Consider the following 26,997-nt stretch of genomic DNA (forward strand, 5'->3'; position numbering starts at 1 on the left):
TCTCGCGCTACCTCTCGATCATCCTGCGCAGGGGCCTGCGGACCGACGTGGACAGCTCATCCCACCGGCCGGACAGCGCAGCCACCGACGGAGATTCGAACAGCACACGGAGCGGGAGTTCGGCGCCGGTAACGGCTCGGATCCGGCTCACCAGCCGCGTGGCGAGCAGCGAATGACCGCCCAAGGCGAAGAAGTCGTCATCCACACCCACCGCGGCAACACCCAGCACCTCGGCGAACAGCCCCGCCAACACCTCCTCACGCGCATTGCGCGGAGCACGGAACACCGCACCCCCACCCAGCTCCGGCTCCGGCAACCCCCGCCGATCAACCTTCCCGTTCGGCGTCAACGGCAACGACTCCAACACCACCAACACCGACGGCACCATGTACTCCGGCAACCGCCCCGCCACGAACAACCGCACCGCCTCACGATCAACCGACTCGGCTGACGGCGTGACATAGGCGATCAGGCGAAGAGTGCCGTCCGGTCCTTCCTTGGCGACCACCACAGCTTGATCGACCTCGTCGTGCATGGTGAGTGCGTGCTCGATCTCGCCCAGCTCGATGCGGTGTCCGCGGATCTTGACCTGGGTGTCGACCCGGCCGGCGTACTCGAGGTTCCCGTCGCGGCTCCAGCGCACGAGGTCACCGGTGCGGTACATACGATCACCAGTTGAGCCGAACGGACACGCGACGAAACGATTCGCGGTCAAGCCCGGCTTTTCGTGGTAACCGCGGGCGAGGCCGGTGCCGGAGATGTAGAGCTCGCCGAGCACGCCGGGCGGCACCGGACGCAGACGTTCGTCCAGGACGTGCACTCCGGTGTTGGCGATCGGTCGTCCGATGTGGACGTTATCGCCGTTCATCACCGCGGCGGTCGACCAGATCGTGGTCTCGGTCGGCCCGTACAGGTTCGTCACCTCGTCGGACTGCTCGTGCAGAGCACACGCCAGCGACATTGGCAGCGCCTCGCCGCCAACGAGTACTCGTACGGTACTCAGACGTTCGGTACCGGTGGTGATGAGTACCTGCCACAACGACGGCGTCGCCTGCATGATCGTGGCGCCACTGCGCTCGACCAGATCGAGCAGCGCTTCGGGGTGCAACACCGTGTTGCGATCGGCGAGCACCACACGCGCTCCGGTGATCAACGGCAGATACAACTCCAGCGCCGCGATGTCGAACGCGACGGTTGTCACCGCCAGCAACCGGTCCTGAGCCGTCAACGGGAAACGATCCCGCATCGCCAGCAGGAAATTCGTCAACGCCGCGTGCTCGACGACCACGCCCTTCGGCCTGCCGGTCGAACCCGACGTGTAGATCACATAGGCAGCATCGGCCAACGCCGGCCCCGGCAGATTCTCCTCCGAGTACCCGGCGAAATCCCGGGACAGGTCCTCTTCTCGGACCGTCACGGCGGCGTCCGCGTCGCTGATGACCAACTGCACCCGAGACGCCGGAAAGTCGGAATCGACCGGAACGTAGGCACCGCCGGCCTTCATCACCGCCAACAACACCACCACCAGATCGACCGACCGCGGCAACACCACCGCCACCCGATCCCCCGGCAACACACCACGCTCCACCAGCCACCACGCCACCCGATTCGCGCGGGAGTTCAACTCACCGAACGACACCGAGACATCGCCGAACTCCACAGCCACAGCATCCGACGCCCTCGCAGCCTGCCGCTCGAACATCCCAACCACCGACTCGTCGGGCAATGCGGCCGCCGTGTCGTTGACGATGCGCAGCTGATGCCGTTCGTCTTGGCTGAGCAGGTCCGCGCTCGCAACCGGAGCGTCCGGTGCGGTGGTGAGCACGTGCAGGGCACGGACGAACCGGCTGCCGAACTCGCGGACCGTGGCGCGGTCGAACAGATCTGTGGCGTACTCCACCGTGGCGTGAATGCCGCCGTCCGCAGCCGGTGCCAGGTTGACGAACAGATCGAACTTCGCGGCACCGGTGGCGACAGGTTCCACGGTGGCGCGGACACCAGGTAGTTCCAGCTCGGGCCAGGGATTGTTGAGCCAGGCGAACATCACCTGGAACAGCGGGTGATACGCCGTCGACCGCTCCGGGTTCAACAGCTCCACCAACCGCTCGAACGGCACGTCCTGGTTGTCGTACGCCGCCAAAGCCTTGCCACGCACCCGATCGACGACCTCTGTGAATGACGGGTCACCCGACAGATCCACCCGCAGGACCCAGGTGTTGACGAAGGAGCCGACCAGGTCGGTGAGGGCGTCATCGGTGCGGCCGGCGATCGGCGAGCCCATGGTGATGTCCCGCCCCGCCCCGAGTTTGTGCAGCACGACCGCGAGCGCCGCTTGAAGCACCATCGCCGCGGTGGCTCCGCACGCTCGAGCCAGCCGTTCCACGGCATCGCGCAGTCCGGCGTCGATTGTGAACTCGACCAGGTCACCCGCGTGCGAGGCCACCGGAGGACGAGGCCGGTCCACAGGCAGTACCAGTGGCTGCGGGACATCGGCCAGCTCCTGGCGCCAATAGTTCGACTGCTTCGCGATCAGACTGTCCTGGACCTTCTCGTCACCAAGGAGATCCCGTTGCCACAACGTGTAGTCCGCGTACTGCACCGGCAGTTCCCGCCAAGCCGGAGAGCTCCCTCCGAGCCGGGCGCGATAGGCCTGCGAGAGGTCACCGAGCAGCGGACGCATGGACTCGCCGTCTGCGGCGATGTGGTGCACCACGAGGACCAGCACGTGCTCCTCCACGCCGCATCGCAGTAGCCGGGCCCTGACCGGCAACTCGGCGGCGAGGTCGAACCGGTATGCGGCCGCTGCCGTCACCGCACTGGCCAACGCGTCCGGAGTGACATCGTCCACCGGTACCGAGCAGTCCGCTTCGGATGGTGGGAGGATCCGCTGCACCGCAGTGCCGCCCTGATCCTCCGGGAATAGAGTGCGCAGGCTTTCGTGGCGCTCCACCACATCGCGCACCGCCTGTGCCAGGGCCGCGACATCCAACCGGCCGGTCAACCGCAGCACCAGCGGCAGGTTGTAGGTCGCCGAAGGACCCTCGAACCGGTGGATGAACCACAACCTGCGCTGAGCGAAGGAGAGCGGCGGTGGTGCCGTGCGCGGCCGGGCAGCCAGCACTGGGCGTTCACGGTCGGCAGGAACGAGGCGGGCGGCCAGTCGTGCGATGGTGGGGTCGTCGAACACCGCGCGGATGGGGAGCTCGGCACCGGTAACCGCCCTGACGCGGCTCACCAGCCGCGTGGCGAGCAGCGAATGACCGCCCAAGGCGAAGAAGTCGTCATCCACACCCACCGCGGCAACACCCAGCACCTCGGCGAACAGCCCCGCCAACACCTCCTCACGCGCATTGCGCGGAGCACGGAACACCGCACCCCCACCCAGCTCCGGCTCCGGCAACCCCCGCCGATCAACCTTCCCGTTCGGCGTCAACGGCAACGACTCCAACACCACCAACACCGACGGCACCATGTACTCCGGCAACCGCCCCGCCACGAACAACCGCACCGCCTCACGATCAACCGACTCGGCTGACGGCGTGACATAGGCGATCAGGCGAAGAGTGCCGTCCGGTCCTTCCTTGGCGACCACCACGGTCTGCCCCACACCTGGCGCCGCGGCCACGGCCGCCTCCACGTCGCCCAGCTCGATGCGGAAGCCCCGCACCTTGACCTGGTGATCGGAGCGGCCCGCGAACACCAGATGACCTTCCGGAGACCATCTGGCCAGGTCACCCGTGCGATACATGCGTTCACCAGCCGGACCGAACGGGCACGGCACGAAACGACCGGCGGTCAAGCCCGGCATGTTGTGGTAACCGCGCCCCACGGCCTCACCGGAGACGTACACCTCACCCACGACCCCCGGAGGCACCGGCCGCAGCGCGGGGCCGAGGACGTGGATCCGAACGTTGGGCAGTGGCCTGCCGAGCGGAGCGCTGCCCGTGTTCGGGACGGGATCGGCGGAGTCGAGCACGAACGCGGTGGTGTAGAAGGTCTCGCTGGGGCCGTAGGTGTTGACGATCCGCGCGCCGGGGATCGCGGCGCGCGTCCGCTCGATCACGGATGGCGAGAGCGCCTCGCCACCGAAAACGACGGTGTCGGCCTGCACGCGCCCGCTCGCGCGGTCCACCAGTTCGGCGAAGGCGGAGGGCACTGTGCTGATGACACCTCCGTGCCACGCCTCGCGGTCGCCCAACGCGAGCATGTCCGCCACGAGTTCCAGGGTGCCGCCCGTGCACAGGGGGAAGAAGATCTCGAATACCGAGATGTCGAAGCCGATGGCCGTGCCCGCGAGCAGTCGTGAGCCGGGCCGGGCACCTGTCCAGTCCGGCATCGCGGTGAGCGCGTTGACGAGGTTCCTGTGGCTGTTGGCCACCGTCTTGGGCGCGCCCGTGGTGCCGGAGGTCGTCAGCACATAGGCCAGGTTCCGCTGGTGCAGCGGCCGCACCCGGTCTGCGTTGGTCGGGTTGGCAGCGGGTGCGCCGGACGGGACGTCCTCCACCAGCATCAGGGGCTGAGTCAAGTGCGCCAGGGTCGCGCTTGTGTCGGTGTCGGTGAGCACAAGCAGAGCGCGTGCCTGATCAAGGGCGGTGGCAGTGCGCGCGTTGATGTGTTCGGGCACCACGGGCAGGTAGGCAGCGCCCGCTTTGAGTACACCCATCAGCGCGACGAGCAATTCCGACCGACGCGGCAGGGCCACCGCAACCACGGACTCCGGGCCGGCGCCGCGTTCGATGAGGGCGTGCGCGATCTGGTTGGCCCTGGTGTTGAGCTCCCGGTATGTGAGCTGATCACCGCCGCCGCAGTCCACCGCGAGTTGTTCGGCGCAGCGGGCCGCTTGCAGCTCGAACAGGTCCGGCACGGTGCAGTCGGGCAGCGCGGTCGCGGTGTCGTTGAACGCCACGAGCAGACGCTGCCGTTCATCTGCGCCGAGCAGGTCGATGGTGTCGCTCCGCGTGCCGGGATCGCGGGCCAGAGTGCGCAGGATCCGGCCGAGGCGGTCGGCCAGAGCGACCACGATGTCGCGGTCGAGAAGATGGCGCTGGTGCTGGACGGAGAGCCGGACGTACGGATCGGCCACGGCGAGCAGGGTCAACGGGTAGTGCGTACCCGCGGATGGGCGCACGCCGGTGACTGTGATGCCGGCGGCTGTGTTGGCGTCCTGCAGCCCCACTCGGTCCACCGGAAATGACTCGAATACCACCAAGGTGTCGAACAGGACGTCCACGCCCATCGCGCGCTGGATGTCGCTCAGACCGACGTGGTGGTAGTCGAGCAGGGCGGCCTGCCGGCGTTGCAGGTCTGTGAGGACGTCGGCGAGGGTGTCGCCGGGGTGCCTGCGCACGCGCACCGGCAAGGTGTTGATGAAGAGGCCGACCGTGGCCGCCACATTGGGCAAGGCAGCGGGCCTGCCGGAGACGGTGGCGCCGAACAGGACGTCCTGCAGCCCGGTGAGCTCGCACAGCAGCACGCCCCACGCACCCTGGATCAAGGTGTTGAGCGTGACGCCCAGCTCGGACGCGCGTTTGCTGAGAGCGCGGGAGGTTTCAGTGTCGAGGTCGACATCGACGTGTCCTGTTCCGCTCGACGTGGCTTCCGCGGCGGGACTGGCGCCGGTAATGGCGGGCCACAGCGCGGTGGGACCTGTGACACCGTCGAGTTCGGCCGTCCAAGCGGACACACCAGCGGCGTGGTCTTGGTCTGCCAGCCAGACGAGGAAGTCCTGGTAGCGCGGCGCAGGAGGCAATTCGGTCAAGTGGCCATCCGCGGCGTACAACAACAGCAGGTCTTGGATCAGCTGCGGCAGCGACCAGCCGTCGAAGAGCACGTGGTGCGCAGTGAAGACGAGCTCGGCTCGGCCGCCCGGCATCCGAACCAGGATCATGCGGACCAGTGGCGGTTCGTCGGCGGCGAAGTGCTCCTGTTGATCACGAGTGCAGATCTCGTCGAAGGCGCGGAGGGCATCGGTCTCGGAGAACTCGCGCAGATCGGCTTCGTGCCAGGGCAGCCGGAGGCCCTCGAGCACGAGCTGTACCCAACCACCGGCGTCGTCGGTCGTGTAGGCGGTGCGCAGGCTTGGGTGGCGATCGAGCAGTGCCTGCCCGGCGCGGCGCATCCGCTGTGGCTGCACCTCGCCGTTGATGTGCAGAACGAGCTGCATCTGATAGGCGTCGAAGGCGTCACCGGTGAGCATGGTGTGGAAGAGCAGACCGGCCTGGAGAGGAGTGAGAGGCCAGACGTCGGTCAGACCGGGCCATTGGCGTTCCCATCGGTCGATCTCCCGCTGCCCGACCGGTACCAGCGTAAGGTCCGAGGGAGTCAGGCCGCGGCCCACCACCAGGTCGGCGCAATCGGTGAGACCCGTGAGGGCCTCCCGCCACAGCTGGGCCAGCTCGGTGACCTCGGCTGCGGACAGCACGCCGGTCGGGAACTGGAAGGCGGCCGACAGCTGCGGTCCGTCCGGGGTATCCGCGACGAGTGCACCGATCTCGAGGGCGGCGGTGACCGGCATTGTGGGATCCGTGCCGGCCACCAGTTCGGAGGTCTCCGCGGCACGCGTCCAGCCGAGGCCGCGCAGATCGTCGGGCATGTCGTCGCCGGAAAAGCGGCCGAGGTAGTTGAACTCGATTTGGCCGAACTCGTGGTGAGCCAGGACGGGTGCGGTGCCGGGGTTGCAGTGCCGGAGCAGCCCGAAGCCGATCCCCCTGTCCGGCAAGGCACGTAGCTGTTCCTTGACGGCTTTGAGGGCGCTGACGGCGGCACGACCGCCCGTACACGCCTCGGCGAGGTCGACACCGGCAACGTCCAGGCTCACTGGGTACACAGTGGTGAACCAGCCCAGTGTGCGGGACAGATCCGCGCCAGGCACGAGCTCGTCCTGCCTGCCGTGCCCTTCCAACCGCACCAGGGTGCGGCTGTGATCGAGGCCGCGGGCTCGCCGCCATCTGGCCATCGCCAATGCCAGGCCGGTCAACAGCACGTCGTCGACGCCGCAGCGGAACACCACCGGCAACCGGTTCAGCAGTGCGGCGGTCACCTCGGCGCTCAGCCCGACCCGCACCGAGTCGACCGTGGACATTGTGTCCACCGCGGGGTCCAGTGGACGGGACCCGAGCAGCGGGTCGGTACCGTCCAGGATGGACTGCCACAGCGACAGTTCGGCAGTCCGCTCCGGCGACTGCGCCACCTCGGCGAGCGCGTGCGCCCACCGGCGGGCGGAGGTTGTGGTCGCGGGCAGCGCCACTGGTCGTCCGTCGCGGACCTGCTGCCAGGCCGCAGCCAGGTCGGGCAGGAGGATTCGCCAGGAAACGGCGTCCATCACCAGGTGGTGAACGATCACGGCGAGCCTGCCGGGCCGCTCGGTACCGCGATCGAACCAGACGAGGCGGAACATCCTGCCCGCCTCGGGCTTTAGAGCGGCCAGCGCCCGCCGCACGGGTTCTGCGCTGTGCTCGGCCCACCCTATGTGCTCCCAGTCGCCTTCCACCCTGGTGATGAGAGCGTCCACGTCGACGCTGCCGGGTGGGGACACCTCCAACGCCCCTGCCCCGTCTGGGACGAGTCGGGCGCGGAGCAGGTCGTGGTGATCGGTCACGGCCTGTACCGTCTCCGACAGGCCGCGCCGGTCGATGGCAGGTGGCAGGTCGAGCACCATCCACTGGGAGAAGCTGTCGAAGCCGGGCAGGTGTCGCATCATGTCGGCGATCGGCAGAAGCGGCATCGATCCGACACCACCACCGGGCAGTTCTGGCAGGGCGGCCTTGGCTGCGGTGCTACCGCGAGAGGCGAGCACGGCGGCCAGCTCGGCCACCGTGCGGTGTTCGAAGATGTCGCGAGGGGTGAGATCGAATCCCCGGGCCTTGGCGCGCGCGGCGAGCTGGATCGAACGGATGCTGTCGCCGCCGGAGCCGAAGAAGTCGTCCTCGACGCCTGCCTGGTTCCGGCCGAGCACCTCGCCGAACAACGTAGCCAGCTCTTCTTCCACCGTGGTGCGCGGTGCGAGGTAGGCGCCGGTGGCGACCTCGGGGGCCGGCAGCTTGGTGCGGTCGACCTTGCCGTTGGGCGTGAGGGGGAACTCGTCCATCACCACGATGGACACGGGGACCATGTACTTGGGCAGGTTCTCGGCGAGGTAGGTGCGCAGCTCTCCCACGTCCAGCCCCGCCCGGAAGTCCACGTCGCCCGCGTCATCGCCGTGGCTTCCACCGATGCCTCCCGCGGTGGCGGGAACGACGTAGGCGATGAGCTGTTTGGTCGACTCACCTTGCTTCGGAAGCTCCTTGCGTTCAGTTTCCGCCAGGCGGCTCAGCTCGGCCGGGTCGGGTACGTCTGCCTCGTGCACCGGGGTGTGTGGCGCCGCGACGGCCTGGCGGATGAACGACAGGAGCCATTCGCCGATGCGGACCACGTCCGCCTGCGAGTAGCGGGCGGCTGGGGCGTCGACCCGCAGGCGTACGCCTGCGCTGCCATCGGTGTCGCCGTCGTAATAGAGCGACAGCAGCGGCTCGTCAACCGCGCCGAACGACCCGTCGACCAGCGCGGCCCGCGCGCCGTCAAGGTCGAGGTCCGCGACGAACGGCATGACGTTGACGATCGTGCCGAATGGGCTGCGCAGCGATCCGCTGCTGCCGGCAAGCCCGGTGGCTCTGCGGATGTCGGCGACCTGCAGGGTGGCGTGCCGGAACACGGCCCGCTTTTCCTTTCCCAGCACTTCGGCGACCTCGACGAAGTTCGCGTCGGCGGGAATCCGGAGCCGGATCGGCAACACGTTGAACAGCAGGCCGGGGGTGGTCTTGGTGGCGCCGGTGCGGGCCTTGACCGTCAACGAGAAGAGCGGTTCGGCGGTGTCGCTCAGTCTGCCGATGAACACGGCACTCGCCACACCGAGCAGATCGGGCAGCGCCAAGCCGGCATCCGCCGCCGCCTTCGCCCACTTGCCTGCCTCCTCTCCGGTCACCTCGATGATGTTCGTGTGCACATCGAGGTGCCGGGCGAGGCCGAGGTGACCGGCCTGCGCGTCCGCGTCGGGGTTGCCGGGCAGCCGTGCCGCGTCGGGGGCTTCCGCGAGATATCCCTGCCAGAACTCGACGTCCCGCTTGAAGCGGTCGGACGAGCGGTAGCGGAAGTCCTGTTCGGACAGCTGTTCGGGTGAGGCGTACGACCATGCGGGGGCGTGCTCGCCGTGCCGCGCCGCCGTGTAGAGCTGTGCCAGCCGCTGCGGGATCAGACCGAACATTCCGTATGCGTCGGTGACGATCTGGTGGGCGACGACCGCCAGCAGGTGCTCATCGGGCGCCAGCGCGATCACAGCTGCCCGCAGCAAGGGGCCGTCTGACAGGTCGAATGGCTCGGCCACCAGTCTCGCCATGAGCGCGCGAGCCGATTCCTCTGGTTCGGGCTGGTGGGTGCAGTCCAGGTACACGGGCTCCCAGTCGCCGAGGTCGGACACCTGCTGCCGCAGTCCCTGCGTTCCCTCGGAGATGCTCACCCTCACGGTGTCCGCCTCGGCGAGCAGGTCGCGCAGGGCCCTGCTGAGCAACGCCGCGTCCAGTTCGCCGTCGATGCGCCACACGGCGGCCACGTTGTTGGGCATGTCGGGCACCAGCTGCTGGGCGACCCACAGGCCCTCCTGGGCGGACGAAATACCCGAAGAACGCATCCCAACATCTCCTCATGGGTCTGGGACGACGAATTAAATGCTGATCAACGACATCCGAACAGCGGCAGGTTCGAACAGAAGACCGCGACTGTCAAGAATTTCCAATATATCCTCGCGACGACTCACGCGAATGGAACCCGCCAGTGCGCCACCACCCGGGCAACCCTCACCCATCGGCAGCAGTCGGCCGCAAAGATGCAGCTAGATATCCTCCTGTGTCCCGTCGGCAGGACAACGCATCCCACTCCACCAACCGAGGCAGCTCAGTGGCAACCGACCTTTCTCGGGTCTTTCTCCCAGGCGCACGCGCGGCGGAGCACCTATTACCTTCCGAACAACCACCAATCGACGCGTTGCTGCCCGGGCATTGTCAGACCATTTCCGCGGAGAAAGGGACCGACTTTGGTCGTCGCGAGGGAGTCCGGGCCACCGGCGCTGAGCGGACGCGTGTCACGCGATCCGAGCGCCTTGCTGCGGATTGAAGTACTCGACCCGCAGTTTCAGCACGAGAGCCGACACCTGCTACCGCACTACGTCGCTATCGAGAAAGTCCTTGCCGCCGAGCACGCGAGGCTAGGCCTGATCAGCGCTGATCAGGAACGCTCCATCGTGGGCGCACTGGACTCCGTCGACGATGTGAACGAGTCGCTGCTGCACGAGGTCCCCCGTGCGCACGGCCACGAACTGCGGGAGCCGCAGCGGGCGCTGACCGCCGCTTTCGATATCCGCACCACGTCGAGCAGGTTGGTGTCGGCCGGACCGGCGAACCCGGATGCGGTCCGCATGGTGCCGGCCGGCCAATCCGGCGAGTGTGAGCGACTGCGTGCCAAATGGTACGACCGCTCCGTTCACTCGACCGGTGTCCAGGCACCGGCGACCGCAGGCGCCCGGTAGGCGTCCATGACGACGGAACCGAAGATCGGCACCGGACGTTCGTTCGGCACGTTCGGCGAACTGCTGCAGGGCATGCTGCCGGACGGGCGCGACTTCCTGGTGACCTTCCCCGCTGACGCGTGGACATACGCCACGTTCCGGCACGCGCCCGATCGCTGCGACGTCCGGGTGCACCCGCCTTCCAAACTCAAGGCGCAACGCGTTGCCGCCGCGGCGCTGGAAGTGCTCGGCCAGCGCGGAGGCGGAGAGCTGCACCTGGTCAGCGAGCTGCCCGAGGGCAAAGGCATGGCCAGCTCGTCGGCAGACTTGGTGGCCACCGCGAGGGCTGTCGCCGCCGCGTTCGGCATCCGCTTCGACGAGTCCACCCTGGAGGCGTTACTGCGGCGCATCGAGCCCTCGGACGGTGTGATGTATGAGGGCATCGTCGCCTTCTACCACCGCGAAGTCCGCGTGCGCGAAGTGCTCGGCACGCTTCCCCCATTGGCGATCATCGGTCACGACGAGGGCGGCCAGGTGGACACCATCCGGCACAACCGGGTGCCGAAGCCGTTCACACACGCGGACAAGCTGGAGTACGCCCGTCTGCTGGACGAGATCAGCCGCGCGGTGGCCGAGAGCGATGTGGCCGCAGTCGGCAGGGTGGCGACCCGCAGTGCGGAGATGAACCTGAAACTTCGGCCGCGCCGCGGTTTCGGAGAGCTGCACCGGGCGTGCTCGGAGGTCGACGGGCTCGGTCTCGTGCTGGCGCACAGCGGCACCGTGCTGGGGGTTCTGCTGCGGGAGGAAGATCCGGATCTGTACGCCAAAGCGGAACACATCCGCTCCCGGTGCGCTGCTCTCGACGGCCACATCGTCGAGCACCGGTCCCTGTCCGGCGATCGACTGGAGGTCTGACAGCGTGCTGTTCGACAACGTCCGCGACGCGATCGGCCACACGCCACTCGTGCGGTTGGAAGTGGACACCGCCGCATTCGGCGTCGAGGTCTACGCCAAACTCGAAATGCAAAATCTGTTCGGCATGAAGGACCGCGTCGCCAAGAAGGTCATTCTGGAAGCCCGGCGCGTGGGAGCGCTGGCTCCCGGCGCGCCGATCGTGGAGAGCTCGTCGGGAACGATGGCGCTGGGCGTGGCGCTGGTCGGCAGATCTCTGGGTCATGCCGTTCACATCGTCACCGACCCGCGCATCGACCCGATCACCCTGGCCAAGCTGCGGGCCATGGGATGCCAGGTGCACATTGTGCAGGCCATGGGCGCCCGAGGCGGGTGGCAGTCCGCGCGCATTGCGGTCATGGAGGATTTGCTCGCCCAAATGCCCGACGCTTTCTGCCCGCGGCAATACAGCAACCCCGACAACCCTGGCAGCTACGCCGAGATGGCCGACGAGATCTTCGCCGACCTGGGTCAGATCGACGTACTCGTGGGCACTGTGGGCAGCGGCGGTTCGCTGACCGGTACATCTCGTGCCCTGCGCCGCTCCGTGCCCAAGCTCCGCGTCGTGGGCATCGACTGCGTCGGCAGCGCGCTGTTCGACCAGCCAGACCGCCCTCAGCGCCTCCAGAGCGGTCTGGGCAACAGCCTGCTGCCGCATAACCTCGACCGCCGCCAGATCGACGAGGTGCACTGGCTCAACGATCACGAGGCGTTCGCCGCAGCGCGGGAACTCGCCGCAGAGCAGCAGATCTTCGGCGGTAACACCGCGGGCTCGGTGTACCGCGTGCTCAAGGACGTGGCAGCACGCGCCGAACCAGGACACCGCGTCGTCGGCATCTTTCCGGACCGGGGCGACCGCTACTACGGCACCGTCTTCAACGACGAGCACTGGGCCGAGCACGACCTGAACCGATTGCCGCTGGCACCGACCGCCGAGGTGATCGAGTACGGGAGCACCGCGCACTCATGGTCGCGTGCCGACGCGGGCACTATCCAGCACGATCAGCTGCACATGCTGTTCGTCGAGTCCAACACGACCGGCACCGGGATGGCGGCGCTGCACATCGCACGCGGTCTGCGGCTGCGTCCTGTGCTGTTGACCTCTCAGCCGCAGCGATACCGGGGCCTGGCTGACACCGGAGCGGAAACCCTGGTATGTGATACCAACGATCTGGTCGCACTGCGTGCCGCAATCCAGCAGCGGTTCCGCCGTGAAGCGATCGCGGGTGTCACCACGACTAGTGACTTCTACACCCCGTTCGCCGCCGAGATCGCGACATGGCTGGGCCTGCCGGGCAATTCTGCCGACGCGGTCCGCGTGTGCCGGAACAAGGCCCTGCTGCGCGCGCGGCTGGCCGAGGTCGGCGTGCCACAGCCGAAGTTCGCGGTGGTCGCGGATCCCGAGGAGATCCCCACCGCGGTGTCCTCTGTGGGGCTACCGTGTGTGGTCAAGCCAGCCGATGAGTCCGGTTCGACCGATGTCGTGCTGTGCCGCACGATCGAGGAGGCTGACGAACACGCGCGGCGCGTGCTGGCGGTCCGGCACAACGCCAGGGGCCTGCCCACCGAACGCATGGCGCTGATCGAGGAATACCTGGACGGCCCCGAGTTCAGCGTCGAGTTGTTCACCGGCCAAGGGCGGCATTGGGCCGGTGTCACGGCGAAGACCGTGACCCCTGGGCCTCGGTTCGTCGAGCACCGGCACGTCTTCCCCGCGCCCGTCGACGACGAGGCGTTCGAGCAGCTGATCGAGGTGGCGACCCTGGCTGTGCAGGCAGCCGGCATGGTGTCGGGAGCCACCCACACGGAACTGAAGCTGACCACGAACGGCCCCGCGATCATCGAGGTCAACCCACGCCTGGCCGGAGGCATGATTCCCGAACTCGTGCGACTGGCCTGCGGTGTCGACCTGCTGGAGCAGCAGGTGAGACTCGCGGCGGGTCTGCCGCTGGAACTGGCGGAACACCAAGACCGGACAGCAGGCATCCAGTTCCTGCTGTGCGAGCGGGACGGCGTAGTCGCTGACGTGCGCGGCGTGCGGGAAGCCGGGCAGGTTGACGGGATCGACCAGATCGCGGTGAACGTGCGGCCGGGCGACCCGATCAAGGCCACCACCGACGCCTACACACGATTGGGGCACATCATCGGCTGCACCCCTGACTTGCCACGCCTCACGAAGGCGTTGGATGAGGCAATGAGCAGGTTGACGGTCTCCGTGCTCGACGAACCCGTCGCCGGCGACCTCGTCGGCACGGCAGCAGAGCATGCACCCGCTGCAACGGACCGCTAACGTTGGGTGTGAGATCGTTCGACCGCTAACGTTCAACTGCCGGTCGGCCGAGCCGCAATTCAACGCATTGCCATACAAGGAAGGATTCGCGCACGTGAGGGACCAGATCCGCGTGCTGGGGGCGCGGGAGCACAACCTCAACAACGTCGACGTGTCGATACCGAAGCATGAACTCACAGTGGTCACGGGAGTGTCGGGGTCGGGCAAGTCGTCACTGGTGTTCGACACCATCGCGGCTGAGGCGCAGCGCCAGTTCTACGAGACTCTGCCCGCGTTCGTCCGCGGGTTCTTGCCCCGCCACGGTCATCCCGACGTGGACATGATCGAGCACCTGGCTGCGGTGGTCGTGGTCGATCAGCGCAGGCTCGGGGGCGGATCCCGCTCGACCGTCGGCACGATCACCGACATCGCGCCATTGATGCGTGTCCTGTTCTCACGCGCAGGTGAACCGCACATCGGCTCGTCGGACGCGTTCTCCTTCAACATGCCGGCGGGAATGTGCCCGCGTTGCGAAGGTCTGGGCTCGGTCACGGACGTCGACATAAACGCTTTCCTCGCCCCCGAGCGTTCCCTCAACGAAGGAGCGCTGCTGGCACCTCCGTTCAAGGTCGGCACGCCCTACTGGCAGACCTACGGCGGCAGCGGATTGTTCGACCCGGACAAGCCGATCTCGGCCTACACCGACGCTGAACGTGAGAAGTTGTTGTTCTCCACCGAAGGCACGGTGAAGGTGGAGGCGCACGGCAAGCAGATGAATACCGCTTACGAGGGTGCGGTGGCGAAGTTCCGCCGACTCTATGTCCGCAAGGACAGCGAGGAGATCGCCGAACGCACACAGCGGATGGTGCGAGAGTTCACCACCTCGGTGGTGTGCCCGGACTGCGGCGGATCCCGCCTTTCCCGTCCCGCCCTGGAAGTGCGCGTTTGCGGACGGAGCATCGCGGAACTGTCTTCAATGGAGGCCACAGAGCTCATCCGCGTACTCGCGGAGTTCGACCTCCCTCATGCCACGCCGGTGCTGGAGGCGCTGTCCACCCGCGTACGGCACATGGTTGACATCGGCCTCGGCTACCTGAGCCTGGACCGGGCGACCGCCACGCTGTCCGGCGGTGAGTCACAACGGATCAAAATCGTGAGGCAGCTCGCCAGCACGCTGACCGACATGCTCTACGTGTTCGACGAGCCGAGTATCGGACTGCACGCCCGTGACGTGGCTCGCCTGACCGCCCTGCTGAAGTCCCTGCGCGACAACGGGAACACAGTATTGGTGGTGGAGCACGACCGCGACGTCATCGCGGTCGCCGACTACGTGATCGACATCGGTCCCGGCGCGGGAAGCGCCGGCGGCAACGTCGTGTTCACCGGATCGATCGAGGATCTGATCAAGGCGGACACACCGACCGGCAGGCACATGAGCACTCGTCCCGCGCTGAAGCAACAGTTGCGCGAACCCACCGGACACCTACCGGTCACCAACGCGAACCTGCACAACCTGCGCAACGTCAGCACGCGAATCCCCACCGGTGTTGTCACTGCGGTGACCGGCGTGGCCGGATCGGGCAAGTCCTCCTTGATCCACGGGGTCTTCTGCACGCAGCACCCCGAGGCGATCGTCGTCGACCAGAGTGCGCCGCACGGCAACCGCCGTTCCACCACGGCCACCTACACCAAGGCCATGGAGCCTATCCGCAAGCTGTTCGCCAAGGCCAACAACGTCAGTCCCGCCTTGTTCAGCGCCAATTCCTCAGGGGCGTGCCACACCTGCGAAGGACTGGGCGTGGTCTACAGCGAACTGGCGTTCCTGGAGGGCACCGCCTCGGTGTGCGAGACCTGTCACGGTCGCCGCTTCACTGACGAGGTCTTGTCCTACCGCTTGGCCGACAAGTCAATCAGCGACGTGCTCGAGATGACCGCCGGTGAGGCGCAGCAGTTCTTCGCCGACAACCGACAGATCACCACCATTCTACGCGCCGTTGTGGACGTGGGCCTCGACTACCTGCGGCTTGGGCAACCCCTGTCGAGTCTGTCCGGCGGTGAATGTCAGCGGATCAAGCTGGCTTCCCACCTGCACCGGGATGGTTTGGTCTACGTGTTGGACGAGCCCACCACCGGACTGCACATGGCCGATGTATCCCTGCTGTTGGAAGTGCTGGACCGGTTGGTGGATGAGCGCGGCGGGACCGTGATCGTCATCGAACACAACCTGGAGGTGATCGCTCACGCGGATTGGGTGATCGATCTCGGCCCGGAAGGAGGCAGCGCTGGAGGTGAGCTGCTGTTCGAGGGAACCCCTGCCGAGCTGGTTGATGTCGAACACTCGCACACCGGCGTGCACTTGCGGCGAGCTTTGGTCGACTGATCTCGCAGCATCTCGACCGAGCGTTCCGTTCAATGTTCAACAACGACGAACATCAGCCGGATTGCTACACCGTCAAATCGGTCAAAAGCCGCAGCGATGACGACTCGACCACATTTTCAACCAGTCACCGAATGGCCCGGCACAGAGGTCAAGATTTCCCCCGAACGGAGGTGCCAAACACTTGCAATAAGCTCGACAATCGAGTCACAACCTATAGATCTTTCGCATCGACGACGGGTGCGCCGAAGCCGCATAAGCCGCAGCGCCGCGAACAACGGGCGAGGCGAGCCAGGGGGAACCGCAATCACGGCAGGGCCTTGGTGCGTGCGGTGCTGCAAGTCCGCAACAACCACAGGCCAGCACCATGGGTTTGAGTTCCATCACGGGCGCCGGTCGGCGTGTTGGAGGTAGATCATGCATTGGGGGGCCGGGAGGACATGGCAAGTGCCAACAGGCAGGTGACAGGGGCCATCTGCCCACCTCAAATCGAGGACAGCTCTCAGAGTTCGACCGCCCGGGCGATGCCGAGGCAGAGAGCGAGGAGAATCGATCACCGTCACCAGCGCGCCGACCGGGTGATGCTGACGAATACCGGGCTCAGGATTCCAGAAACACTCGCATTCGAGGACTGGGAGCGAGCGGGCCATCGCCTTTCCGGTATGGCCGACCTGACATCCTGGTGTCTGGGAGATTGGCTGGTGTACGGGATGAACAACTATGCCGATCGCTATCGCCAGGCAATCGAAGCCCTGGGACTTAGTTACCAGACTTTGCGTAACTACGCCTGGGTAGCGAGACAGTTCTCCAACGAACGCCGCCGCAGCGGGCTCAGTTTCCAGCATCACGCCGAGGTCGCGTCCCTGTCCCCTGAGCAGCAGGATTACTGGCTAACCCGTGCGGCTGAGTCGGCGTGGACCACCAAACGGTTGCGTACCGCTATTCGCGATGAACGCCGCAGTCGTACGACCATAGACAATCCGGACACAACGGTTTCCCGCCTGACAGTGCGTGGCGGGCACGTGGACCGCTGGCAGGAGGCAGCGCAGCGCTCCGGCCGCGACTTCGAAGCCTGGGTGGTCGAGTCGCTCAACCACGCCGCCGCGCGAACGCTCGACGTCACTGAGACATAGGTGAGCGGGCACGACTCAATTGTCCTTGCGGATAGCGATATAGCGGTGCAGCGCCACACCGGCTTCAAGCATGTCGAGAGCGCGGCTCTCCAGCTCCGCCAAGCGCTGGGTGAGCGCTTGGCGAAGCGCCACACCGCTACCGGTCTCGCGGAACTGCTCAAGCAGGCGCGAGACCTGTGTCAGCGAATAATGACCAGCACGCAGCATCGCGATCAATCGCAGATCCCTCACGTCCGTGGAGTTGTAACGGCGGTAACCCTCCGCGTCCCGGCGTGGCTTAACCAGGCCATGTCCTTCCCACACACGCAATACCGAAGCCCGAACGGAGAGCAGCGCCGCCACCTCACCGATGCGCAGATCAGATCGCCGCACCGGATCCCGCCGGTCCACCTCTTCCGCCACGACCTCCAACGCCTCACGCATCGAGCGCAAGGCCTTGCGTCGCTCGTGCTGCGCGGCGTGAACACCGTCGACGAGCTCGAGCGCCTTGGCGACGTCGCCCGTTCCCACTGCCCGCGCCATCGCACGGGCGATATCCCAGCCGTATCCCCGCATCATGCGCCGGTAAGCCAGCAGTGCTTCGAGATGTCTCGAGTCGAACTGTCGATAGCCCGACTCCGATCGAGCTGCCGGCGGCAGTACCTCGTCATCCAAGTAGTTGCGGACCTGCTGCGTAGAGATCCCTGCGGCTCGCGCCAGATCGACCGGCCTGAGTGCTCGCGCCATCGTGCCCCCTTACAGCTGCCTTCATACCGGATTTTAAGGTTGGCGTCACGTTGGGCCAGTATGTCATGCCTCTTTCACTGCAAACATTACACGGGTAGTTCAACGATATCCTTGAGTTATGAAGGTCAACCCGAACATGGCCAACAGCGGCTGGTCAGGCCGGCACTACGGCAATCCCGAGCAGGATCCGGAGAGGTCGAGTGCACTGCGCGAGCGGTCTCCGAACGCCTCTGAGGTGATCAGGGTGCGCGACCTCCGCATGAGCTATGGCGCGAAGGAGGTTTTGCGCGGGGTGGATTTCACCATTCACCGCGGTGAGGTGGTCGCACTGCTTGGCCCGAACGGGGCTGGAAAGTCGACGACCATCGAGATCCTGGAGGGCTTCCGGCGACGAAGCGGAGGCCAGGTCAACGTGCTCGGCGTCGATCCGAACAACGGCGACGAGACATGGCGGGCTCGGCTGGGTGTGGTGCTGCAGTCCTGGCGAGACCACAGTCGTTGGCGGACACGCGAGCTGCTGGTCTACCTCGCCCGCCACTATGCTCCATTCAGCACTTCCGAACGGCAGCGTCCCTTCGACGTCGACGAACTTCTCGATCTGGTCGGCCTGACCGAGCACGCAGACGCCAGGGTGGGCGTGATGTCAGGTGGTCAGCGACGACGGCTCGACGTCGCGGTGGGTTTGGTCGGCAGGCCGGATCTGCTGTTCCTCGATGAGCCGACCGTGGGCTTCGACCCTGAGGCCCGGCAACACTTTCACGCGCTCGTGAGTCGTCTGGCCGAGCGCGATGACATGACCATCCTGCTCACCACGCACGACCTCAACGAGGCCGAGCGACTTGCGGACCGAATTCTCATCCTGGCCGGCGGGGAGATCGCGGCCGAAGGCACTGCTGTGGAGCTGTCACAACGCATCTCCAGCAAGTCCGAAGTCAGCTACCGGCTGCACGGCGAGCCGCACACGCACTCGGTAGCCGACGCGACGGGCTTCGTGCGTGAACTATTCCGAGAGCACGACACCGACATCACCGATCTCGAGGTTCGCCGTGCCAGCCTGGAAAAGGTCTATCTGTCCATGGTGCGCGACTTCGAAGCAGGGCACGCAGACGTGCCTACCGAACTGTCGTCCGACCGTCCGTCCTCCGCAGAGGTGAAGGCATGAGTGGCAACAACGCCGCCATCAGCGCAGGCCTGTATCGGGCGCGCATCGAGCTTCGCCAGTCGATCACCAACGTCGGTGAGCTCATCGGCTGGCTGTGGATTCCAGTCATCGCCGTGGTGGTGATGTACATCGTCGGTGACTCCAAGGTCCCCGGCACGGACTTCTCGCTCGGTTCCCAGTCGGTGCCGGGCATCCTCGGCATGAACGCGGTGTTCACCGGTTTGATGGGCCTCGCCCTGTCACTGGTCACCGATCGCGAGGACGGCACGCTGCTGCGAGCGAAGGCCACCCCAGGCGGAATGGTCAGCTACCTGATCGGCCGGATCCTGAGCAAGGCAGCGATCACCGTTCTGGTGTTCGCCCTGATCTTGGTGCCTTCACTCGTACTCTTCGACGGAGTGGGCAAGGACACCGCGTCGTCATGGCTGACCCTGATCTTGGTGCTGCTGCTGGGTTTGCTTGCGGTAATGCCCCTTGGAGCGATCCTGGGATCGCTGTTCGCGAACGCCCAGAGCCTCGGGTTCGTCACACTGATCATCATGGGCCTGGTGAGCGTGTCCGGTATCTTCTACCCCATCAGCGCACTTCCTGGATGGCTGCAGTGGGTCGGGCAGGCATTTCCCTTGTACTGGCTCGGGTTGGGGCTGCGCTCGGCACTGTTGCCCGACGCAGTCGCTGTTGCGGAAATCGACCAGTCGTGGCGACAGTTGGAGACGGTTCTCGCGCTTGGCGCGTGGGCGGTCCTTGGCTTCGTTCTGGCTCCGATCATTCTGCGTCGCATGGCGAGCCGCGAGTCGGGATCGGCCGTGGCGGCTCGTCGCGAGCAGGTCGCTCAACGACCGGCGTAATCCCGAGGAGGTCAATGTGAACGGCGATCGGACACAACTGGTGAAGGTGATTACCGAGGCTGCGGCCGAGGTGGCTGCGGTCCTCGACCGGCATCCGGTTTCGGGAACGGGCAGCTATCCGCTCGCAGAAGTGGTCACATCGCTGGCGAAACAGCACGATGTCCTGCGCGAAGCGGTCGAACAGCACCCCCACCCGTTGTCGGCGGACGTAGCGGGCAAGCCTGACAGGCTCGGGGTGGATCTGGCGGCGCTCATGGGGTATCTGGAGCACATCCGAGTGCTGTACCACCGGCTCGACGACCTGCCGAGCCACCTGCGCGCTCAGGCTCATCGCGATCTGTCTGCTACCCATCTACGCGCTCGCAAGCTGAGGGACAACCGCGGGCGCCGGTAATAGACATCGCAACAACGATCGTCCGCCTCGACACCAAGCGGAGCGAGGCGAGCAGCACCGCGTTCGGCTGGCAGCTGAGAAACGTGGCCACGCAGAAGTGCATCTTCAGCTCTAGCCAACGCGCAGGCCAAGGAGGGAACCTGTCAGAAGGCACCGGGGTCGGCCATCAAGCAGAGTGGCAGGCCTCGGGCCTTGAGGTCCTAACGCAATGACTGGCGGCGTTGGAGGCGTCGCCGGCAGATGATCGAGCAGGCGAGGCTGAGAAAGACTTTGTGGATGTCGTCGCGAATTTCCCAGCCGATGCGCAGGCGGCGAAACCAGTGCAGCAATGCCAAGGTCTGCTCGACAACCAGCGGTGCACGCCGAGCCCGGAGCCGTGTTCGACGCCTCGGCGGGCGATAAGCGGCCGGATGTCCTTGGCGCGGACTTGTTTGCGGTACTCGTCGTGGTCGTAGGCGCGGTCGGCGTAGACCCGGTCAGGTCTACGCCGGGGCGGCCTCGCCGGCCGCGGACCGACGGGACGGCGTCAAGCAGTGGCACCAGTTGGGTGACGTCGTTGCGGTTGGCGCCGGTCAGCGTCACGGCCAGGGGCACGCCGCCGCCGTCGGTGATCAGGTGGTGCTTGAAGCCCGTCCGGGCGCGGTCGACCGGGCTCGGACCGGTTTTGGGCCGCCCTTCACCGTGTGCCGCTCAAAAAGCCATCACCGCAGCGTGCAGCCCATCCTTCCCAGGCTGAGAGAATGCCCAGGTGATCGTTTCCCTGCTGTACAAAGTGACTCGGAAGTTGCTGTCTGCCGCGTCGGTACTGCTCCGCGGTGAGGCGGAGAAGGACGCGGAGCTTCTCGTGCTGCGGCATCAGAACAGCGTGCTTCGCCGACAGCTGGCCAGCCCGGTCCGCTACGAGCCGGCAGACCGATTCTGGTTCGCCGCACTATCCAGGCTGATACGTCGTTCGCGGTGGCGCGAGATCTTCCCAGTCACGCCAGGCACGTTGCTGGGCTGGCATCGCAGGTTCATCGCCTGGAAGTGGGACTACACCGCGCGACGGCGAACCGGACGCCCACCCACCCGAGCAGCGATCAGGGCACTTGTGCTCCGGCTCGCCACAGAGAACCCGCGGTGGGGACATCGGCGGATCCAAGGCGAGCTGGCCCGACTCGGACATCGAATCGGCGCCTCCACCGTTTGGAAGATCTTGAACACAGCGGGCATCGACCCAGCACCACGTCGATCCGGTCCGACCTGGCGAGAGTTCCTCACAGCCCAGGCCGAGGGCATCGTCGCGGCGGACTTCTTCCATATCGACACCGCGCTCGGCACACGCCTATACGCGTTGGCGTTCCTTAAACACGGCACCAGGCGTCTGCATATCACCGGCGTCACCACCCGCCCAACGCAGGACTAAACCGTGCAGCAGGCGAGGAACCTCTCCGCCGACCTCGGAACGCGGATGGAGTCCCTGCGCTTCCTGCTGCGTGACCGCGACGACAAGTACGGCGAGGTGTTCGACACTGTGTTCGAGGCCGAGGAACTACGCGTGATCAAGAGCGCACCGCAAGCACCCCGGATGAACGCCCACTGCGAACGCATCATCGGCACCATCCGGCGCGAGGTCCTCGACCACATCCTCATCACCGGAGAAGCCCACGCGCGTCAAGTCCTTGCCACCTACGAGATCCACTACAACAAGCACCGACCACCTCGGCCTGGGAGCGCAGGAACTCGGCCCATGTCACGGTCGCTCGGTGTGGCGCCAGGTCGACGCCGGCAGCCTTGAGGATCTCCCACACGGTCGAAGGAGCGACCGTGACGCCGAGGAGGGCGAGTTCTCCGTGGATGCGCCGATAGCCCCACGAGGAGTTTTCGGCCGCCAGACGCAGAACAAGGCGACGAACCGAGGCCACGGCCCGCGGACGCCCACGCCTTCGACGCCGGCTCGTCTCGGCGTGGCGACGCTTTACCAGGTCACGATGCCATCGCAGCACCGTATCCGGGCTGACCAGCAGTCGGAGTCGGCGCAGAGTTGCGCGGGCCAGCGGCGTCAGGAGCGCGCCGAGGCCCACAACCTGCACGGACGTACTTTTCGGCACGCACAGGTTAGTACGCCGGCGTCCCGGAGCTTGACCCCAGGCAGCGGCATCGCCGAGAAGGTCCGGTGCCGCGAGCTCTCCTTCTGCAGCTCCACGAGCAGGTCGTACACCGCTATCTCCGCCACGCTGGTGAACGTCATCCCGTCCCGCGTGGGGTAACCGCCTGCCGCCCGTTCCCGGCGGGCCTGGTTGGTGGGCCGCTCGGCAGGTGCCTGGAACGCCGCTCGTTCGCGCCAGTCAGGCGCTACCTCGGGCAGCGGTGGAAGCACCGGTTCCCACCACCACGCCGAAGACATCCTCTCGGTTGTGCCGGTGCAGCACCGCCTGCAGCTTGGTCCAGATCCGGTCCGTCACCTCGCTGGTGAACTCGGACACGAGTGCCTGAGGTACCTCGAGGACGGCCTCGTAGGTGTCACTCCTCCAGTTGTCGCCAGGAATCGGGTGGAAGAAGCCGCCGTCACGGCGCAGGTGCAGGCGCGACGCCTGCACGAGGCGTTGCGCGAACAGGTCGTCCGCGTCGCCGAGCAGTTCGTGCGCCTGGCCGAGCACGAGATCGAGATCTTCGTCGTCATCATGAGACGTCACCGCACCAGGTTCTCACCCAGCCCCGACAAACTGGTCAGGACACCAGACAACACCCCATAGTCCTCTGTGGACCTACCATCTCCTTATAAGGCCGTGGGAAGGAGACGGGAAACGGGTGGTGCCGGCTGGAGGACCGGAGCACCCTGGACGCCATGCTGTTCATCAACTTCCGAAACGGTGACGGCGAGGACAAGGCCGCCTGGCTGGACTCGGCGCTCAGCACGATCTTCGGCGACGAGCGGGTATTCCGCTCCAGCAAGTCCATCGCCCTCGGACGCGACTACGAACCGATCATGTGGGGCGCGGTCGAGAACTGCTCCGCGATGATTGCCGTGATCGGCGAGAGGTGGCTGTCCGACTTCAAGGAGCGGCTGTTCGAGCCGGACGACGTCGTCCGCGGAGAGATCGCGACGGTGCTGGCCGCGGGCAAGCCCGTGATCCCCGTTCTGGGGCATGGCGGCAAGAAGCTCGCGGCGGGCGAGTTACCCGAGGACCTCGCGGGACTGGCCAAGTGCCAGTACGTCCGTTTGACCTCGCGCGACCCGCACTTGATACCCGGACTGGTCGACCGGGTGATCGACGATGTGCCGGAGCTCGCGATCGGTGTCAGGGACGGGATCATCGACCTGGCGACGTGGGCCCGCGAACGTTCCGTGTTCGCCGGGCCTGAACTGCCGGCGGACCTGGTGTTGCTCGGACGGGAGGCCGTCGCGGAGCGGCTGCGGTCCTGGCTGGCAGGTCCACCGGGAAACCTGGTCGTCCACGGGCAGACCACGGACGAGGTGGCCGCGTTCTGCGCGGCCGTCCTGGACCGGCACGACCCGCACCACCGCGCGATGCTGCTTACCTCTGAGAGGGGATGGGAGCACGCCGCGAGGATTCCGCCGTCGTTCCCTGCCGTGGTGATGAGCGACAGCGTTCCGGTCCGGCAGACGCAGAACACCCGACATGTGATCATCGCACGCGACGGACTCGAGGTCCGCCCGGAAAGTCTTGTCCTGCCTCGGATACCTCGCGACCAGGCACGCGACGCCTTCCTCGACCGGGGCCTGCCCCTGCACGAGGCGCACGACTACGCGGGCCTCGTCCGGCGCAGTCTCCGTGCGGTGACCCGCAGGCTGCACCCGAACCAGCCGCGGCCGGCGTGGACGCAAGCACCCGCGTCGGCGATCGCGGCACCGTTGACTTTGGTCAACCGGTGGTCCGCGTCCAACGCGTCCGACCACGCCGTGCTCGCCCGGATCACCGGTCAGGACTACGCCGACGTTGACCGCTTCGTGACGTCCTCCTCGACCTCCGGCGATCCGTTGGTGCACCGCAGCGGCTCACGTTGGCAGCTTGCCGACCCGCACGACGCGTGGACCCATCTGAGGACACAGGTGAGCGCTACCGACGTCCAGCGGTTCAGCGCGGCGGCCCTCGACGTCCTGAGCGAGGTCGATCCGGTGCTCTCCCTTGCCGGGCCGGAGGTCATGTCGGCGGCCGTCAGAGGCATCGCCCGCACCTTCTCCGACGAGCTGCGCGAGGGAATCGCTCACGGCCTGGCGCGCCTCGGCGACTCCGGAACAACGACCGTAGCGGGCGACGAGGCGAAGACCCACACGGCAAGGGTTGTCGTTCAGCTGTTGAGGAAAGCGAACGACGACCGCACCGGCCTGCTGTGGCGGTCGCTCAGCGACGTGCTCCCGTTGCTCGCCGAGGCCTGTCCGCAGGTGTTCGCCGACGCTGTGGACCAGGCGATGCGCGGCGACAGTCCGGTGCTGCGCACGATGTTCGACGATTCCGAGGAACGGTCGATGTTCCGGCACCCGGCGCACACCGGGCTGCTGTGGGCGCTCGAGACACTGACATGGGCCCCGAAGCACAGCAGGCGCGCGGTCCTGCTGATGGCCCGTCTGGCGGAGGTCGATCCCGGCGGAAAGTGGGCCAACCGTCCGGCCCGGTCGCTGGTGAACTCGCTCATCCACCTTCCGGTGAGCCCCGTGCCGCTCGACCGCCGCCCGGCGCTCATCAAGCAGGTACAGGTGCGTCACCCGGAGGTGGGATGGCAACTACTGCTGGATCTGATCGAGCCACATCCCTTCCTGATGTATCCGGCACGGCCGAAGGTGCGCATTGACTGGACGGGGGTCGGACAGCACCCCTCGGAGACGGCCCAGGCCTACCTGGACAAGGTGCTCGACGCGGTGCTCGTCGATCTGGCCACGGTTCCCCGGCGCTGGGTGGAGTTCCTGCCGCGCATCAGCTGGCTTCCGCAGAGCTGGCGTGATCCGCTGCTCTCCGCCCTCGACGGGGTCGACACGAGTGTCCTGGGCGCACAGGTGACGCGCGAACTGTGGGAGGCGGGCGACGAGGTCGTGCGCCGTGAGCTGGCGGCGACAGACGGGTCTCGGCACCTCTCGCCCGAACACACCGACCGCCTGGGCGCCTTCCTGGATCGGATCGAGCCGGAGTCCGATCCGGCCAGGCACGCCTGGCTGTTCGGCTGGCATCCGCATCTCCCAGGCATCGCCCCGGCAGACCTCGAGCACCACCGGACCAAACTCGAGGAGTTGCGGCGCGAGGTCGTCGCCGAGGAACTGGAACGGCACGGTGTCGACGGAGTCGCGCGGCTGGCCGCAGCGAGCAAGCGAGGAGACCTCGTCGGCATGGTGCTCGCGCAGGTGGCGGGAGACTCGGTGCGGGACGAGGTGTTGGACTACCTGGGGACCCCGTTCGCGAAAGAATGGGTTTGGCGTCGGGCGGCTGAAGGCGGCCAAGAGTGGGTGGCCGACGCAGTGGCAACCTTGTCGGAGGAAACGAGCGCGCGGACCGCTTTCCTGATCGCGCTGCCGGTCGATCTGGCAGCCGAGCCGGTCTCGGCGGAGAGCTGGGAGGTGAGCGACGGCTTCTGGTTGCTGACTCCGGCGTTCCCCTTCCCCTCGGAACGACCTGAGGAGTACCTGGCGGAGATCCTCCAGCGTGGTCGGCCGGACGCCGTCGTCGACGCCCTGTCCATGGCGCTGCACGGAGACGACAAGCCCTGGCGACCTTCCGCTGACTTGATCGAAGCCGCCTTCGACGCACCGTTGAACTCGCCAGGCCGGATCGGCACCCACACCGCGTGGGAGGTGGGAGAGCTCATCAGCCACCTCCACAGCTCGGGGCACGACCTGCGGGCGGTCGCGAGGTGGGAACTCGCCTTCTTCGACCTGTTCCACGACCGTGCACCGGCCGCGTTGCTCGAGGCCATCGCCGCCGATCCCGCCGCGTTCGTCGAACTGCACCGGTTCCGCTACCTGCCAACCGGGAAGCTCAACCCCAAGGCATTCCGCTTCTACCTGAAAGCCGAGCAGCTGCGGTGCGTACCAGGCCAGACCGGCGACCAGGTGGACCGCGAGCGCCTGCTCAGCTGGGTTCGGCACGTCCGAGACGCGCTGCACGACTCCGAGCTGCGGCGCAAGGGTGACCGTGCCATCGGCACGCTGATCTCCGCCGGTCCCCCAGGACAGGACGGAGCCTGGCCGGCCGAGGCGGTCCGGGACGTCCTGGAGCTGCCGGACGCCTACGAACTACGAGACGGGTTCGGCCTCGGTCTGGCCAACAACACCACGTTCTCGACCAGGGACCCGTACGAGGGAGGACCGCGAGAACGGGCGACCGCCCAGCAGTACTCGGACTGGGCGGACCAGATCCAGAACGACTGGCCGTTCACCGCCCAGGTCCTCCGCGACCACGCTGAGTCCCTTCGCACAGAAGGGAAGTACTGGGACAGGCAGGCCGAGGACGACCACGACGAGTAGTCCGGACGCTGGTTCCGCGGCCCGCCACTCACGGCACACGCGGCCCCGAAGCCACAGCAGCTCTGCGCTCATCTGCCGGGGGAATCGATTTCCGTGGATCACTGCCGACATCAGGTGCGCAAGTCGCGCGGACGTTCTCGGGAAGT

At 66.6% G+C, this 26,997-nt stretch carries 14 protein-coding genes and 1 pseudogene; 11 read left to right on the forward strand and 4 right to left on the reverse strand.

What is annotated here, in order from left to right:
* Positions 1-7: 7 nt before the first annotated feature.
* Positions 8-9,661, reverse strand: coding sequence for a non-ribosomal peptide synthetase (locus V1227_RS08505; protein WP_329791965.1), 9,654 nt, complete (start codon positions 9,659-9,661; stop codon positions 8-10).
* Between the two features lie 447 nt (positions 9,662-10,108).
* On the opposite strand from V1227_RS08505, the gene V1227_RS08510 reads away from it, so the two are divergent.
* The 5 genes from V1227_RS08510 (at position 10,109) to V1227_RS08530 (ending at position 17,264) form a co-directional block, all read left to right on the forward strand.
* Positions 10,109-10,555, forward strand: a complete 447-nt coding sequence (locus V1227_RS08510; protein ID WP_329791966.1) for a hypothetical protein — start codon at positions 10,109-10,111, stop codon at positions 10,553-10,555.
* Between the two features lie 72 nt (positions 10,556-10,627).
* Positions 10,628-11,449, forward strand: a complete 822-nt coding sequence (locus V1227_RS08515; RefSeq protein WP_329791967.1) for a GHMP family kinase ATP-binding protein — start codon at positions 10,628-10,630, stop codon at positions 11,447-11,449.
* Positions 11,450-11,453: 4 nt separating this feature from the next.
* Positions 11,454-13,775, forward strand: coding sequence for a pyridoxal-phosphate dependent enzyme (locus V1227_RS08520; RefSeq protein ID WP_329791968.1), 2,322 nt, complete (start codon positions 11,454-11,456; stop codon positions 13,773-13,775).
* 94 nt (positions 13,776-13,869) lie between these two features.
* Positions 13,870-16,134, forward strand: coding sequence for an excinuclease ABC subunit UvrA (locus V1227_RS08525; RefSeq protein ID WP_329791969.1), 2,265 nt, complete (start codon positions 13,870-13,872; stop codon positions 16,132-16,134).
* A gap of 578 nt (positions 16,135-16,712) precedes the next feature.
* Positions 16,713-17,264, forward strand: coding sequence for an LmbU family transcriptional regulator (locus tag V1227_RS08530; protein ID WP_329793980.1), 552 nt, complete (start codon positions 16,713-16,715; stop codon positions 17,262-17,264).
* Between the two features lie 15 nt (positions 17,265-17,279).
* Here V1227_RS08530 and V1227_RS08535 read toward each other — a convergent pair whose 3' ends face one another.
* Positions 17,280-17,990, reverse strand: a complete 711-nt coding sequence (locus tag V1227_RS08535) for a MerR family transcriptional regulator (RefSeq protein ID WP_329791970.1) — start codon at positions 17,988-17,990, stop codon at positions 17,280-17,282.
* A gap of 259 nt (positions 17,991-18,249) precedes the next feature.
* Here V1227_RS08535 and V1227_RS08540 point away from each other — a divergent pair, with 259 nt between their 5' ends.
* From V1227_RS08540 to V1227_RS08550, 3 genes are read left to right on the forward strand one after another with little or no spacing between them, the layout of a single operon-like run.
* Positions 18,250-19,152, forward strand: coding sequence for an ABC transporter ATP-binding protein (locus tag V1227_RS08540; RefSeq protein WP_329793981.1), 903 nt, complete (start codon positions 18,250-18,252; stop codon positions 19,150-19,152).
* Positions 19,149-20,000: an ABC transporter permease gene (locus V1227_RS08545; RefSeq protein ID WP_329791971.1), complete on the forward strand. Its 852-nt coding sequence runs from the start codon at positions 19,149-19,151 to the stop codon at positions 19,998-20,000. The genes V1227_RS08540 and V1227_RS08545 overlap by 4 nt, the downstream gene beginning before the upstream one ends.
* 16 nt (positions 20,001-20,016) lie before the next feature.
* Positions 20,017-20,394, forward strand: coding sequence for a hypothetical protein (locus V1227_RS08550; protein ID WP_329791972.1), 378 nt, complete (start codon positions 20,017-20,019; stop codon positions 20,392-20,394).
* A gap of 200 nt (positions 20,395-20,594) precedes the next feature.
* Here V1227_RS08550 and V1227_RS08555 read toward each other — a convergent pair.
* Positions 20,595-21,060, reverse strand: a pseudogene (locus V1227_RS08555) (IS5 family transposase); the annotation flags it as partial.
* Between the two features lie 82 nt (positions 21,061-21,142).
* Here V1227_RS08555 and V1227_RS08560 point away from each other — a divergent pair.
* Together V1227_RS08560 and V1227_RS08565 are read left to right on the forward strand one after the other, a co-directional pair.
* Positions 21,143-21,799 carry a hypothetical protein gene (locus tag V1227_RS08560; protein WP_329791973.1) on the forward strand — a complete coding sequence of 219 codons (657 nt, stop codon included), beginning with the start codon at positions 21,143-21,145 and terminating at the stop codon, positions 21,797-21,799.
* A 45-nt stretch (positions 21,800-21,844) separates the two neighbouring features.
* On the forward strand, positions 21,845-22,171 hold the full coding sequence (locus V1227_RS08565; RefSeq protein WP_329791974.1) for an integrase core domain-containing protein: 327 nt from the start codon (positions 21,845-21,847) through the stop codon (positions 22,169-22,171).
* 550 nt (positions 22,172-22,721) lie between these two features.
* Here V1227_RS08565 and V1227_RS08570 read toward each other — a convergent pair.
* A complete protein-coding gene (locus V1227_RS08570) occupies positions 22,722-23,069 on the reverse strand; it encodes a hypothetical protein (protein ID WP_329791975.1) in 348 nt (115 codons plus the stop codon).
* A 152-nt stretch (positions 23,070-23,221) separates the two neighbouring features.
* Between V1227_RS08570 and V1227_RS08575 the strand changes: the two genes are divergently transcribed.
* Positions 23,222-26,851, forward strand: coding sequence for a hypothetical protein (locus V1227_RS08575; RefSeq protein ID WP_329791976.1), 3,630 nt, complete (start codon positions 23,222-23,224; stop codon positions 26,849-26,851).
* Positions 26,852-26,997: the final 146 nt, after the last annotated feature.

The sequence above is a fragment of the Lentzea sp. DG1S-22 genome (assembly GCF_036321065.1).
In the GTDB taxonomy this organism is placed as follows: Bacteria; Actinomycetota; Actinomycetes; order Mycobacteriales; family Pseudonocardiaceae; genus Lentzea; species Lentzea jiangxiensis.